Raw genomic sequence first — 12961 nt, 5'->3', positions numbered from 1 at the left:
AGGTTATTACGTTCCCTGCGGCGCTTCGTTCGCTCGGTGATCGATCGCTGTGAGGATCGCTCTACTCACCTGGGCCTATCCTCCTGAAAAGAGCGGACTTACTCGCGCCGCGCGCGAGATTGCGCAGTCGTTGGCACAATCTGGCAATGACGTCTGTGTCTTCACTATGGACCGGCGCGAAGACAGCCACGACGGCCGGGTATCCGTCATCGGTTGCGGTCTGCGCGAGGGATCGTTCGCCGCGCGCCTCCGCAAGATTGCGGGAATCGGGCACCTCGTCGCGCCGTTCGCATTTCGCCGAGCGGTTGCTCGCGAGCACCGTCGCGAGCCGTTCGACGTGGTCGAGGCGACCAACTGGTATGCCCCAGGGTTGGCGATCGCGCTCACCGGTCCTGCGCCGTTGGTGACGCGCAACTCGACCCCGGCAGCGACCTCGGCGGAGACGGTAACGAGTCTATGCGACCGGTTCGATCGGCGCGCGGCGATGCTCGCGGAGCTGATCGCAGCGCGCTTCAGCAAGGCACTGATCTCGAACACGCAGCTCCACGGCGAGAAGATCGCCCATCTGTACGGCGTCGAAGCCCCCGGGCCGGTCGGGCGCCACGCAGTCATCGGCCTCAGCCTGCCACCGGAGATCGTGGCGCGAGGAACGGCCGCGGCCTATCCCGAAGATGTCCGCGAGGACCAGCCGATCGAACTGCTGTTCGTCGGACGCGACGAGCATCGCAAGGGATTCGATGCCCTGATCATGGCGCTGAGGATCCTTGCCCGGCGTGCGGATTGCGGGATGCGCGATTTCCGCCTCACGATCGTTGGCGTGCATGCGGACGATCTGAAAGCGCTTCCGTCCACCGCGCGAGCGCGACTGCGCTGCCATCACCGTGTCGACGAACAGATGTTGCACGACCTGATGAGCGCGGCACACGTTATCGTCGCACCCTCACGCTACGAGAGCTTTGGGCTGGTGTACCAGGAAGCGATGATGTTCGGCCGACCGGTCGTCGCCTGCGCCGAGGACCCGAGCGCACGACTGTTCATCGGCGAGAGCGGCGCCGGGTTGCTGGCCAAGACCTGCACCGGCGACGACCTCGCCACGCAGGTCCAGCGGCTGATCGAGGACCCGGCCTTGCGTGCGCATTACGCCGCGGCGAGCCGGCGTGCGTCGGGGATGTTCACGCGCGATACCCTGTCCGCACAGACGACCGCGGTCTATCGCACCGCGATAGGATCGAAGGGGGGCGAGCAGCAACGCCTCGTCCTCCGGCCTGCCCGCGCCGGTCGACATCGCTTCGTAGATCCGCGTTCGCTCGCGCACCCGCTCGCCATCGAGCCGATGTTCGAGCGCGCCGGCCAGCGCCAGCGAACTCTCGACGAACGGTACGACCGGACGCTCGTGGACGCGGCCGGCAAAGCGGATATCGCTACGGTTGAGGCGGTACTGGATGTCCGGATAGGACGCGGACTGCACCCCGTCGACGAGGTTGCGGCGGGGCAGGCCGAGCGAGCGCAACCCGTCGCAATCCGCCGCCGCGACCAACCAGCCGAGCGCGTCGAGCAAAGCGGTTTCTGGGCGCTCGTCGGTATCGATCTGCAACACCCAGCGGGTCTGCATTGCGTCCTGGAGGCGGTTGCGTTGCGCGGCGAAGTCGCCGGCGAGAGGGTGATGGGCGACCTCGATCCACGGGACCCGTGCTGCGATTTCCCCTGCTTCGTCTGCCGTGCCGTCGAGCAGGACGACCATCCGGGTAAACGCGGTGCGATAGCGTGTCGCGATCTCGACGATGTCGTTCGCATCGGCGGGTCGCGCCATGATGCCCAGGCCTATCGCGTGCGGCACAGTCGTCGCGGGGGTCGAGTGCGCCTGGGCTGGGCGATAATCAGGATGAAAGCGGACGTCGCCCTGCGCAACGGCGACCGGCTCCACGTCGAACCCGAACCGCCACGCCGCGTTCCGCAAACCGGCTGGGTCGAGCATCCATCGCTCCGGCGGATCGCGCTGTAGGTCGACAACCCCACTTTTGAACTGCGCGACGATCTCGTCGGCAACCGCACCGACCTCGCTCACGTCGCGAACAAGCAGGCGGCAGTGGCTACACTCGGACCAGTCCTCGCGCACGAGCCAGTCCCAGTTCCCACAGATCGAGCATCGTAATCGCATGGCTCCGGCAACCCGTGGCGCGAGGGACCGGTTCCCACACTGTAACCGGCACCCTTCCCATCTAGCCTACCGCCATCATCCCGACTTTCGTCAGGATGACGGACGATGATCTCAATACCCGAACGTATGCGCCAGCGTTAGCAGCAGCCAGTACAGCCCGCCCGACAGCAGCATCGCCACCGGCAGCGTCATCACCCACGCCAGCGCCATGTTCATGACCGTACGCCGCTGCAACCCGGCGCCATTCGCAACGCTCGCACCCGCCACACCCGACGACAGGATATGCGTGGTCGACACCGGCATGCCGTATTTCACCGCCAGCAAGATCGTCGCCGCCGCGACCAGTTCTGCGGACGCGCCCATGCCGTAGGTCAGGTGCGTCTTGCCGATCCGCTCACCCACGGTGACGACGATCCGCTTCCACCCGACCATCGTCCCGAGGCCCAGCGCCAGCGCGACGGTGACCTTCACCCAGGTCGGAATATACCGCGTGCCCTGTTCGAGCCCGCTATTGTAGTTCTTGAGCGTCGTGATCTCCTGCACGGTGAACCGGCTCTGCGCGGCTTTGTCCTCGGCGATCAGCTTGGTCGTATCGAGCACGAGGTACATGTCGTTGCGCAGGTTCGGGGTCGCCGCGGCGGGCACCTTGCCAAGCGAGCCATAGCTTTCGATCCGGCTCGACACGTCGTCCGACAGCGTCGCCAGCGCGGCATAGATGACCGGGTCGGCGACATGCTTGGTCTTCAGTGCCTGCGTAACCTGCGCACGCGACGTGGCGACGCCGGCCGGCGCGCCGCCGGCATGCGCGCGGTACGCGGCCGATGCCGCCTGCGCGCTTTGCACGAACGCCGGCATCGCACTCTCGGGCATCGTCCGGTTCAGCGCGTAAGCGGTCGGCGCGCAACCGATCAGGATGAGCATGATCAGCCCCATGCCCTTCTGCCCGTCATTGCTGCCATGCGCGAAGCTGACCGCCGTGCAGGTGCCGATCAACAGCGCGCGGATGCCGCGTGGCGGCGGCGTCTGGCCCTCCGGCGCCTCGTACAGTTTCTTGTCGTGCAGGAAGGCCTTCATCACGAGCAGCAGCACGAGCGCGCCGACGAAGCCGACGATCGGGCTGAATGCGAGTGCGGAGAGCACCTTCCAGACTTGCACCATGTCGACGCCCGACGTGCCGTCCGCGCCGCCGCCGTTGATGAACTGGTTGGCAAGGCCGACGCCGAGGATCGAGCCGATCAGGGCGTGGCTCGATGAATTGGGCAGCCCGACCGCCCAGGTCGCGAGGTTCCATAGGATCGCCGCGAGCAGCAGCGCGAAGATCATCGCGAACCCGCCGACGCTGCCGACGTTGAGGATCAGGTCGACCGGCAGCAATGTGACGATCGAATACGCTACCGCACCCGACGACAGCATCACGCCGAGGAAATTGAAGAACCCCGACCACACGACCGCGAGCGGCGCGGGCATCGAATGCGTGTAGATGACGGTGGCGACCGCATTGGCAGTGTCGTGGAACCCGTTCACGAACTCGAACCCGAGCGCGATCAGCAGCGCGAGCGCGAGGAACGCGAACGCCCCGCCCGCCAGGCTCTCGCCGACCTGCGCGGTATCGAAGGCGATGCTGAACCCGGCATAGGCGAGTCCGCCGATCAGCACTGCGAGGAATATCCAGCGCCCGGACGGATGCAGCGAATGATCGAGCTTGGGACCGGTATGCGGCGCAGCGGTAGCGCTCGAATCAGCCGTCACCGCATCGGGTGCAAATGTGGAGGTTGCCATAGGAATGTGCAGTCGGCCCCTTACGATGACAATCTTATGACAGATGTAAATCAAGCGATCGTTCGACCCTATTTGGGACGTCGCCCTCTACAATCCTCCCCCGCCAGGGGGAGGTGGCTGGCCCCCTCGCCAGACGGAGGGGGAGGCAGAGGACAACGTGCGTTCCGTGTCCTCCCCCCTCCGTCGCTTCGCGCCACCTCCCCCTTGCGGGGGAGGATGTTCGAAACCGACTTCGTCGGACGCGAGTAAGTTAATTCACCGAGCTTCACCGATGCTGGCGAGCTGCATGCCATTGCGGCCGAACAATGTGGCCATCTTCACGTCCGCATCCGCAGTCATTTCCCTTGCGGCACTGCTGCGCGTCGGCGAGCGCCGCGAGGCCAACACCATGCGATTGGCAGGCGCCGGCGATCGCCGAACGCAGCCGGCGCTGGAACGCGGTGCGCCCGGCGTCGCTGGTCAGGTCGAGCCCGGCGCGCGACACGCGCACCGATACCGGGTCGCGCCCGGAACTCGCGGAAGCACCCGTGGAAAACAGACAAGCGCCGACGATCGCCGCCGAAGCGACGCTGATGAAAAGCTTCATGATGATGTTCCTCAAATGGTCCTGCGGTCCGCAAGGCGATGCCTGCGGGCGACGGCGCCAGCGCGTCGGGACACCTTTCTGAGTGCGGCATCTCCGACGACGAACCACGTCGCTGCGCACCCCCTACCCGTGGTTCGTTACGCTCGCGCGACGGTTTGGCGTCGGTCCGACGACGCGCCGAAACTATAGATGGTGCGTTAGGTCACATCCCCGGATATCGCTCGAACGCAGGCAGAGCGGCCACATCCGCCATCCACGCCAATCGGTCGGCCACCTGGATATGCGCACCCGGCGCGACCGCCTCGGGATCGTCCAGCGTACAGGATTGGACGTCGATGATCCCCGGCAGATACTCGGCATTGGTATAGAACAGTCCCGTCCCGCACCGTCCGCAGAATTGACGCCGACCGCTCGCCGACGATTCATACGTCATTGGATCGCCCGAGATGGTCACCTGCTCGGACCTGAATGCGATCCAGCCTACCATGGGCGCACCCGCGCTTCGCCGGCAATCGCCGCAATGGCATAGCGCGTGATGCTCGGGCTCGCCCTCCGCGAGATAGCTGATCGCTCCGCAATGACATCGTCCCGCCAGCATGCCCGCCTCCCTACATGTTCTCAACTTGTTCCACGTATCGTCGAACCGCGCAAGCCATACCCGCTTGCCCCTTCGCCCCCCGTTCCCTACCTGTTCACCGGTGAACCAGATCGCCCAAACGTCCGCGCCGCAAGCAGAGCCTCCCTATCTGCGCGGTCTCAACCCGCCGCAGCGCGAGGCGGTGCTGACCACCGACGGGCCCGTCCTGATCATCGCCGGCGCCGGCACGGGCAAGACCGCGGCGCTGACCGCACGGCTCGCGCACTTGATCTTCACCAAGAAGGCGTGGCCGTCGGAGATCCTCAGCGTCACCTTCACCAACAAGGCCGCGCGCGAGATGCGCGAGCGCGTCGGTCGCCTGGTCGGCGATGCGGTCGAGGGCATGCCGTGGCTCGGCACGTTCCACGCGATCGCAGCGAAGATGCTGCGGCGTCATGCCGAACTCGTCGGGCTGCAATCGAACTTCACGATCCTCGATACCGACGACCAGTTGCGGCTGCTCAAGCAACTGATCCTTGCCGCCGACATCGACGAGAAGCGCTTCCCGACGCGGAGCCTCGCCGGGCTGATCGACCAGTGGAAGAACAAGGGCCTCGTCCCCGCCGACATCGATGCGGGCGAGAGCGAGCGCTATGCCAATGGCCGCGGCGGTGAGCTGTACCAGCAATACCAGGCGCGCCTGATCGCGCTCAATGCGTGCGATTTCGGCGACCTGCTGCTCCACATGCTGGTGATCCTGAAGACGCACCGCGACGTGCTCGCGCAGTATCAGCAGCGCTTCAAATACATCATGGTCGACGAGTATCAGGACACCAACTCGTCGCAATATCTCTGGCTGCGGCTGCTTGCGCAGGAGCGCAAGAACATCGCCTGCGTCGGCGACGACGACCAGTCGATCTATTCGTGGCGCGGTGCGCAGGTCGAGAACATCCTGAAGTTCGAGCGCGATTTTCCGGGCGCGAAGGTCATACGGCTGGAGCAGAATTACCGCAGCACGCCGCACATCCTCGGCGCCGCATCGGGCGTGATCGCCAACAATGGCGGGCGGCTCGGCAAGCAGCTCTGGACCGAGCGCGACGTCGGCGAGAAGGTGAAAGTCATCGGCGTCTGGGACGGCCCCGAGGAAGCGCGCCGCGTCGGCGAGGAAATCGACATCGTCCGTCGCTCCGGCAAATCGCTCGACGAGGTGGCGATCCTGGTCCGCGCGCAGCACCAGACGCGCGAGTTCGAGGACCGCTTCATCGCGATCGGCATGCCGTACAAGATCGTCGGCGGCTTCCGCTTCTACGAACGCGCCGAAATCCGCGACGCGCTGGCGTACCTGCGCGTCGTCAACCAGCCGGCGGACGACCTCGCCTTCGAACGCATCGTCAACGTCCCCAAGCGCGGCCTCGGCGACAAGGCGGTCGCGCGAATCCATCAGCTCGCGCGCGCCACCGGGACGCCGCTGACGACCGCCGCCGCGCGGATCCTCGACACCGACGAACTGACCGGCGCGGCGAAGAAGTCACTCGGACGGCTGGTCGGCGACATCGCCCGCTGGCGCGACATGGCGACCAGCCTGCCGCACGCCGAACTCGCGCGGCAGTTGCTCGACGAGAGTGGCTACACCGCGATGTACCAGGCCGAGAAGTCGGTCGAGGCGACCGGACGTCTGGAGAACCTCAGCGAGCTCGTCCGCGCGATGGAGGAATACGACTCGCTCGGCGCATTCCTCGAACACGTGTCGCTGGTGATGGACAACGAGGGCGGCGCGCAGGATCCGCAGGTCACGATCATGACCATCCACGCCGCCAAGGGCCTCGAATACGACACGGTGTTCCTGGTCGGCTGGGAAGAAGGCCTGTTCCCGTCGCAGCGCTCGCTCGACGAAGGCGGCGTGAAGAGCCTCGAAGAGGAACGCCGCCTGGCCTATGTCGCGATCACGCGTGCACGGCGACTGGCGGTCATCATCCACGCTGCTAATCGCCGCATCTACGGCCAGTGGAACTCGTCGATCCCCTCGCGCTTCGTCGCCGAACTCCCCCGCAGAGCACATCGACACGGAAACGACGATGTCGGGCGGAGCGAGCCTCTGGCAGGCGAACTGGTCCGACCGCGCCGATCCGTTTGCCGATGTCGCGCGCGGCACCGGTCGCGGTCCCGGCTGGCAGCGCGCGTCGGGTACCGGCAGCACCTTCTCCACCAAACCCGCCCGAGTCGTCGAAAGCCGGTCCAGCGCGATCAGCCTCGGCAACAAGGGCCGCGACGACCTCTCGCTCGGCCAGCGCGTGTTCCACCAGAAGTTCGGCTACGGCGCGATCGCCGAAATCGAGGGCAACAAGCTGGAAATCGATTTCGAACAGTCGGGCCGCAAGCGCGTGATGGACAGCTTCGTGACGCTCACGCCCTAACGACATCAACCGGGAAAACGATCAGCCGGCGGTCTGATCGGCGAGCGAGAAGATCCGCTGCATCACCGCCCATTTCGGCCCGTCCGCAGCGATCGGCTTCTGATACACGTCCATCGCCGTCTCCCAGGACGCGACGACCGGCTGTAACTCCGGGTCGGCCGCGCGTGGAAAATCATCCTCGACCTCGGCGATCATCACGAGCCGGTCGGCGACCTGCCATATCTCCATCTCTCGATACCCCCGCTGGACGATGTCGCGCACGACCTCGGGCCACACGGCACCCGGCGCGTGTCGTTCGCGATAAGCGGCAATCAGCGCTGCGTCGTCGACGAGGTCCAGCGCGGTCACGATGCGATACGTCACGGAAATTCCTTCGATACGGCGTACTCCCGCGACAATAGCGCCGCCGCCCCTTTTCAAAAGTCACTTTGACTAATAAAACCGGCAAAACGCACAACGACGCGCAGGAGATGGAATGAGACTGTCCGGCAAGACCGCGGTGGTGACCGCGGCGGCACAAGGTATCGGCCGCGCCACCGCCGAACGTTTCCGCGACGAGGGCGCCCGGGTATTAGCGCTTGATCGCGATGCCTTAGCGTTGAAGTCAGTCGGAGGCGTCGAGCATCACGTCGTCGACCTGCTCGACGCCAGCGCGATTGCCGCGCTGCCCGCCATGATCGGCGACATCGACATTCTCGCCAACGTCGCCGGCTTCGTCGCGGCGGGCGACATCTTGCAAGGCAGCGATGACGACTGGATGCTGTCGTTCGACCTCAACGTCCACGCGATGCACCGCATGACCCGCGCGTTCCTGCCAGGCATGCTCGCACGCGGCGGCGGTGCGATCGTCAACATGAGCAGCATCGCGTCGAGCGTGAAGGGCATCCCAAACCGCTACGCTTACGGCGCATCGAAGGCAGCCGTTGTCGGGCTGACCAAGGCCGTGGCGGCCGATTTCGTCGGCCGCGGGATCCGCTGCAACTGCGTGTGCCCGGGGACGATCGAGACCCCGTCCCTGCGCGAACGCATCGTCTCGCAGGCGGGGACTCAGGGCATTTCGGTCAGCGAGGCCGACGCCGCGTTCGTCGCGCGCCAGCCGATGGGCCGGCTGGGCCGCGCCGAAGAGATCGCCGCGCTGTTCCTGTATCTCGCCAGCGACGAATCGAGCTTCACCACCGGCGCGGTCCACGTGATCGACGGCGGCTGGGTCAACTAAGGATCATCAGATGAAACTTCTTCGTTACGGCCCACGCGGCCAGGAAAAGCCCGGTATCCTCGATCAGGACGGTGCGATCCGCGCGCTGCCCGCGGATCTCGGCGACATCGCCGGCGACTTGCTGTCCCCTGAAGGCCTTGCGAAAATCGCCGCGCTCGACGTGACGACCTTGCTCAAGGTAGACGGTGCGCCGCGGATCGGGTCGTGCGTCACGCGGACCGGCAAGTTCATCTGCATCGGCCTGAACTATTCGGATCACGCCGCCGAGAGCAACATGGCCCTCCCCGCCGAGCCGGTCGTGTTCGGTAAGTGGACCAGCGCGATCCAGGGCCCGAACGACGATGTCGAGATCCCGCGCGGCTCGGAAAAGACCGACTGGGAGGTCGAACTCGGCGTCGTCATCGGTACGCCCGGCCGCCACATCGCCAAGGAAGACGCACTGTCGCACGTCGCCGGCTATTGCGTCGTCCACGACGTGTCCGAGCGTGCGTTCCAGCTCGAGCGCGGCGGTACGTGGGACAAGGGCAAGGGCTGCGATACGTTCGGCCCGATCGGTCCCTGGCTCGTCACCGCGGACGAGGTCGGCGATCCCCAAAAGCTGGGCCTGTGGCTCGAAGTCGACGGCCATCGCTATCAGGACGGCACCACCGCCAACATGATTTTCGACGTCGCGACGATCGTTTCGTACCTCAGCGACTTCTGCACGCTCGAAGCCGGCGACATCATCTCGACCGGTACGCCGAAGGGCGTCGGCCTGGGCCAGAAGCCGCCGGTATATCTGCGTGCGGGCCAGACGGTCCGCCTCGGCATCGATGGCCTCGGCGAGCAGACGCAGACGATGGTCGCCGCCGCATGACGACCATCACCGGCCTGCGGACGATCGACCTTCGTTTCCCGACCAGCGCGGGGCTCGACGGGTCCGACGCGATGAACCCCGATCCGGATTATTCGGCCGCCTATGTCGTGCTCGACACCGATACGGACGGTCTCGAAGGCCACGGCCTGACCTTCACGATCGGCCGCGGTAACGACATCTGCGTCGCGGCGATCGAGGCCATGCGGCATCTGGTGATCGGGCTCGACCTCGACTGGATCATCGAGAATCCGGGGCGAATGTGGCGGCATCTGACCGGCGACAGCCAGTTGCGCTGGATCGGCCCCGACAAGGGCGCGATCCACCTCGCGACCGGCGCGGTGGTCAACGCGATCTGGGATCTGTGGGCGAAGGCGGTCGGCAAGCCGGTCTGGCGCCTCGTCGCCGACATGACCCCGGAGGAACTGGTCCGGACGATCGACTTCCGGTACCTGACCGACGCGATCACCCCCCGAAGACGCGCTCACGCTGCTGACGAACCGCGCTGCGGGCAAGGCGGAGCGGATCGCCGATCTCGAAGCGACCGGCTTCCCCTGCTACACCACGTCGGCCGGCTGGCTCGGTTATCCCGACGATAAGCTGCGTCGGCTCGCGCAGGAGGCTGTTGATGCCGGCTTCGATTACATCAAGCTGAAGGTCGGTCGCGATCTGGAGGATGATATCCGTCGCCTGACGATCGCGCGCGAAGTGCTCGGCCCCGACCGCAAGCTGATGATCGACGCGAACCAGGTGTGGGACGTCCCGCAGGCGATCGAATGGGTCAACGCGCTCGCCTTCGCCAAGCCGTGGTTCATCGAGGAGCCGACCAGTCCCGACGATATCCTCGGCCACCAGGCGATCCGCGACGCGATCGGCGAGGTGAAGGTCGCGACCGGCGAGATGTGCCAGAACCGCATCATGTTCAAACAGTTCATGGCGGCGGGCGCGATCGACGTCGTCCAGATCGACAGCTGCCGTCTGGGCGGCGTCAACGAGGTGCTGGCCGTGCTGTTGCTGGCGGCCCGGTACGACCTGCCAGTGTGCCCGCATGCCGGCGGGGTCGGCCTGTGCGAATATGTCCAGCATCTCTCGATGATCGACTATCTCTGCTTCTCCGGGACCAAGGAGGGGGCGCGTGATCGAGTATGTCGACCATCTGCACGAGCATTTCGTCGACCCCTGCGTGATCCGTGACGCAGCCTACATGCCGCCGACGCTGCCCGGCTATTCGATCGAGATGAAGCCGCAGTCGCTGATCGACTATCGGTTCGCCGGATGAAGCTCGGGCTCGACGGCAAGGTTGTGATCGTCACGGGTGGCGGGGCCGGTATCGGCCTCGCCATCGCGCGCGGGTTGGCCGAGGAAGGGGCGACCCCGGTGATCGTGTCACGGAGCGCGCCGGAGCACTTCGTGGCCGACCATCTGTTCGTCGCGACCGAATTGTCCGACGACGACGCGTGCGCAGCGGCTGTCGAAGCGGCGGTCGCGCGCTATGGCCGGATCGACGGGCTGGTGAACAACGCCGGCGCCAACGAGAATATAGGGCTCGGACGGACGCCGGCTGAGTTTCGCGCCTCGCTAGACCAGAACCTCGTCCATTATTTCGCGATGGCGCATCACGCGGTGCCGCATCTGCGCAAGACCGGCGGCGCGATCGTCAACATCTCGTCGAAGACCGCGGTCACCGGCCAGGGCGATACCAGCGCGTACGCCGCCGCCAAGGGCGCGCAGCTTGCGCTGACCCGTGAATGGGCGGTCGCGCTACGCGGCGACGGAATTCGCGTCAACGCGGTGATCCCCGCCGAGGTGATGACGCCGCTCTACCAGCGCTGGATCGACAGTTTCGATGATCCGCAGGCGAAGCTCGACGGCATCGTCGCGCGCATCCCGCTCGGCCACCGCATGACCGAGGATCGCGAAATCGCCGACACGGTGGTCTTCCTGCTCTCCGACCGGGCAAGCCACACGACCGGGCAATGGCTCTATGTCGATGGCGGCTACACCCATCTCGACCGCGCGATAGACTGACAAAAACATAATCAGGAGTGGATCATGAGCGGAACGACCGCCGACAGGAAATATGTGCCGGCGATCGTGCTGACGGTCGCGCTGTTCTTCCTCTGGGGGATGGCGAACAACCTCAACGACATCCTGATCGCGCAGTTCAAGAAGGCGTTCACGCTCACCGATTTCCAGACCAGCTTCGTCCAGCAGGCCTTCTACATGGGCTATTTCCTGCTCGCGGTGCCGGCCGCGCTGGTAACGCGCGCGAAGGGCTACAAGACTGCGATCGTCACCGGGCTGGTGCTGTATGCGGCGGGGGCGCTGCTCTTCTATCCCGCGGCGCATTACGGGGAGTATCTGTATTTCCTCGCCGCGCTGTTCGTGATCGCGTGCGGGCTGGCATTCCTCGAGACGTCGGCGAACCCGCTGATGACCGAACTCGGCGACCCGACGACGGCGGCCAAGCGGTTGAACTGGGCGCAGGCGGCAAACCCGGTCGGTACCGTCGCGGGCGTGCTGATCGGCAAGTATTTCATCCTGTCGGCGATCGTCCACGACGAGAGCGCGGTCGCGGCGATGAGCCCGGCGGCGCGCGAGGCCTTCTATCGCAGCGAAGTCGTCGCGGTGCAGACGCCGTATCTGGTGATCGGCCTCGTCGTGTTGCTGTTCGCGGTCGCCGCCGCGGTGATCCGCTTTCCCGAGCATCGCGCCGAAGAGACCGTCGGCGCGCCATCACGGTTCGTCGACGTGTTCCGCCACCCGCGGCTGATCTTCGCGACGGTGACGCAGTTCTTCTACGTCGGCGCGCAGGTCGGCATCTGGAGCTATACGATCCGCTATGCACAGGCGAACGTCCCCGGCATGGCCGAGCACGATGCCGCGGATTACCTCTTCGCAAGCCTCGTACTGTTCGGGATCGGCCGCTTCGCCGGCACCGCTCTGATGGGCCGGATCGCGCCCCCTCGCCTGCTCGCGATCTTCGCGGTCGTCAGCGCGGTGCTCGCCGCCGTCGCGGGTCTCGTCGGTGGGCAGGTCGGGTTGTACGCCCTGGTGCTCGCCAGCCTGTTCATGTCGATCCAGTTCCCGACGATCTTCGCGCTCGGCATGGACGGACTGGGCCCGCTCCGTCGCGCGGGCGCTTCGCTGATCATCATGGCGATCATCGGCGGCGCGGTGCTGACCGGGTTGATGGGGCATATCTCCGATCTCGCCGGGATCGACACCGCGATGCTGGTGCCGGCGGTCTGCTTCCTGGTGGTGCTGGTGTTCGCGATGAAGTCCGGGCGGACGCTGTCGGGCGAAGAGCTTCAGCCGACGATCCACTGAGCAACCTGGCGCGCCACCCACCTCCTTGTTCTCCCGCGAAGGCGGGAG

11 protein-coding genes and 1 pseudogene are annotated in these 12961 nt (G+C 65.8%); 8 read left to right on the top strand and 4 right to left on the bottom strand.

What is annotated here, in order from left to right; all coding sequences use genetic code 11:
- The first annotated feature begins 49 nt into the window (after positions 1-49).
- A complete protein-coding gene (locus NHF48_RS21235; protein ID WP_253072226.1) occupies positions 50-2002 on the top strand; it encodes a glycosyltransferase family 4 protein in 1953 nt (650 codons plus the stop codon).
- A 267-nt stretch (positions 2003-2269) separates the two neighbouring features.
- Here the strand turns inward: NHF48_RS21235 and NHF48_RS21230 are convergent, their stop codons facing one another.
- The 3 genes from NHF48_RS21230 to NHF48_RS21220 all read right to left on the bottom strand — a co-directional run bounded on the left by NHF48_RS21230 (position 2270) and on the right by NHF48_RS21220 (position 5121).
- Entirely contained in the window at positions 2270-3937 is a 1668-nt protein-coding gene (locus NHF48_RS21230) for an inorganic phosphate transporter (RefSeq protein WP_253072225.1), read from the bottom strand.
- A gap of 265 nt (positions 3938-4202) precedes the next feature.
- Positions 4203-4523, bottom strand: coding sequence for a UrcA family protein (locus NHF48_RS21225; protein ID WP_253072224.1), 321 nt, complete (start codon positions 4521-4523; stop codon positions 4203-4205).
- 202 nt (positions 4524-4725) lie between these two features.
- Complete coding sequence (locus NHF48_RS21220) at positions 4726-5121, bottom strand: GFA family protein (RefSeq protein WP_253072223.1); 396 nt, start codon at positions 5119-5121, stop codon at positions 4726-4728.
- A 109-nt stretch (positions 5122-5230) separates the two neighbouring features.
- On the opposite strand from NHF48_RS21220, the pseudogene NHF48_RS21215 reads away from it, so the two are divergent.
- Positions 5231-7514 (top strand): annotated as a pseudogene (locus NHF48_RS21215) (ATP-dependent helicase).
- A gap of 21 nt (positions 7515-7535) precedes the next feature.
- On the opposite strand, the gene NHF48_RS21210 reads toward NHF48_RS21215, so the two are convergent.
- Entirely contained in the window at positions 7536-7862 is a 327-nt protein-coding gene (locus tag NHF48_RS21210) for an L-rhamnose mutarotase (RefSeq protein WP_446741226.1), read from the bottom strand.
- Between the two features lie 127 nt (positions 7863-7989).
- On the opposite strand from NHF48_RS21210, the gene NHF48_RS21205 reads away from it, so the two are divergent.
- From NHF48_RS21205 to fucP, 6 genes are all read left to right on the top strand, one after another.
- The gene (locus NHF48_RS21205) at positions 7990-8730 is read left to right on the top strand and encodes an SDR family oxidoreductase (protein ID WP_253072222.1); all 741 of its coding nucleotides are present in this window, start codon (positions 7990-7992) and stop codon (positions 8728-8730) included.
- A 10-nt stretch (positions 8731-8740) separates the two neighbouring features.
- Positions 8741-9586 carry a fumarylacetoacetate hydrolase family protein gene (locus tag NHF48_RS21200; protein WP_253072221.1) on the top strand — a complete coding sequence of 282 codons (846 nt, stop codon included), beginning with the start codon at positions 8741-8743 and terminating at the stop codon, positions 9584-9586.
- On the top strand, positions 9583-10182 hold the full coding sequence (locus tag NHF48_RS21195) for a hypothetical protein (protein WP_253072220.1): 600 nt from the start codon (positions 9583-9585) through the stop codon (positions 10180-10182). Before NHF48_RS21200 ends, NHF48_RS21195 begins: the two co-directional genes overlap by 4 nt.
- Positions 10073-10777: an enolase C-terminal domain-like protein gene (locus NHF48_RS21190; RefSeq protein ID WP_342454767.1), complete on the top strand. Its 705-nt coding sequence runs from the start codon at positions 10073-10075 to the stop codon at positions 10775-10777. Before NHF48_RS21195 ends, NHF48_RS21190 begins: the two co-directional genes overlap by 110 nt.
- A gap of 81 nt (positions 10778-10858) precedes the next feature.
- Positions 10859-11611 (top strand): SDR family oxidoreductase, encoded by a 753-nt coding sequence (locus NHF48_RS21185; RefSeq protein ID WP_253072219.1) that lies wholly within the window; start codon positions 10859-10861, stop codon positions 11609-11611.
- 24 nt (positions 11612-11635) lie between these two features.
- A complete protein-coding gene (gene fucP, locus NHF48_RS21180) occupies positions 11636-12913 on the top strand; it encodes an L-fucose:H+ symporter permease (RefSeq protein WP_253072218.1) in 1278 nt (425 codons plus the stop codon).
- The last annotated feature ends 48 nt before the right edge of the window (positions 12914-12961 follow it).

It is taken from the genome of Sphingomonas sp. H160509 (assembly GCF_024124765.2).
In the GTDB taxonomy this organism is placed as follows: Bacteria; Pseudomonadota; Alphaproteobacteria; order Sphingomonadales; family Sphingomonadaceae; genus Sphingomonas.
Note: the sequence above shows the minus strand (reverse complement) of the source record. Positions and strands in the feature narration are given on the sequence as shown.

What these genes read in the sequence shown, in the direction of transcription:
- NHF48_RS21230 (WP_253072225.1), bottom strand. Translation starts at nt 3,937, where the DNA reads ATGGCAACCTCCACATTTGCACCCGATGCGGTGACGGCTGATTCGAGC.
- NHF48_RS21225 (WP_253072224.1), bottom strand. Translation starts at nt 4,523, where the DNA reads ATGAAGCTTTTCATCAGCGTCGCTTCGGCGGCGATCGTCGGCGCTTGT.
- NHF48_RS21220 (WP_253072223.1), bottom strand. Translation starts at nt 5,121, where the DNA reads ATGCTGGCGGGACGATGTCATTGCGGAGCGATCAGCTATCTCGCGGAG.
- NHF48_RS21205 (WP_253072222.1), top strand. Translation starts at nt 7,990, where the DNA reads ATGAGACTGTCCGGCAAGACCGCGGTGGTGACCGCGGCGGCACAAGGT.
- NHF48_RS21200 (WP_253072221.1), top strand. Translation starts at nt 8,741, where the DNA reads ATGAAACTTCTTCGTTACGGCCCACGCGGCCAGGAAAAGCCCGGTATC.
- NHF48_RS21195 (WP_253072220.1), top strand. Translation starts at nt 9,583, where the DNA reads ATGACGACCATCACCGGCCTGCGGACGATCGACCTTCGTTTCCCGACC.
- NHF48_RS21185 (WP_253072219.1), top strand. Translation starts at nt 10,859, where the DNA reads ATGAAGCTCGGGCTCGACGGCAAGGTTGTGATCGTCACGGGTGGCGGG.
- fucP (WP_253072218.1), top strand. Translation starts at nt 11,636, where the DNA reads ATGAGCGGAACGACCGCCGACAGGAAATATGTGCCGGCGATCGTGCTG.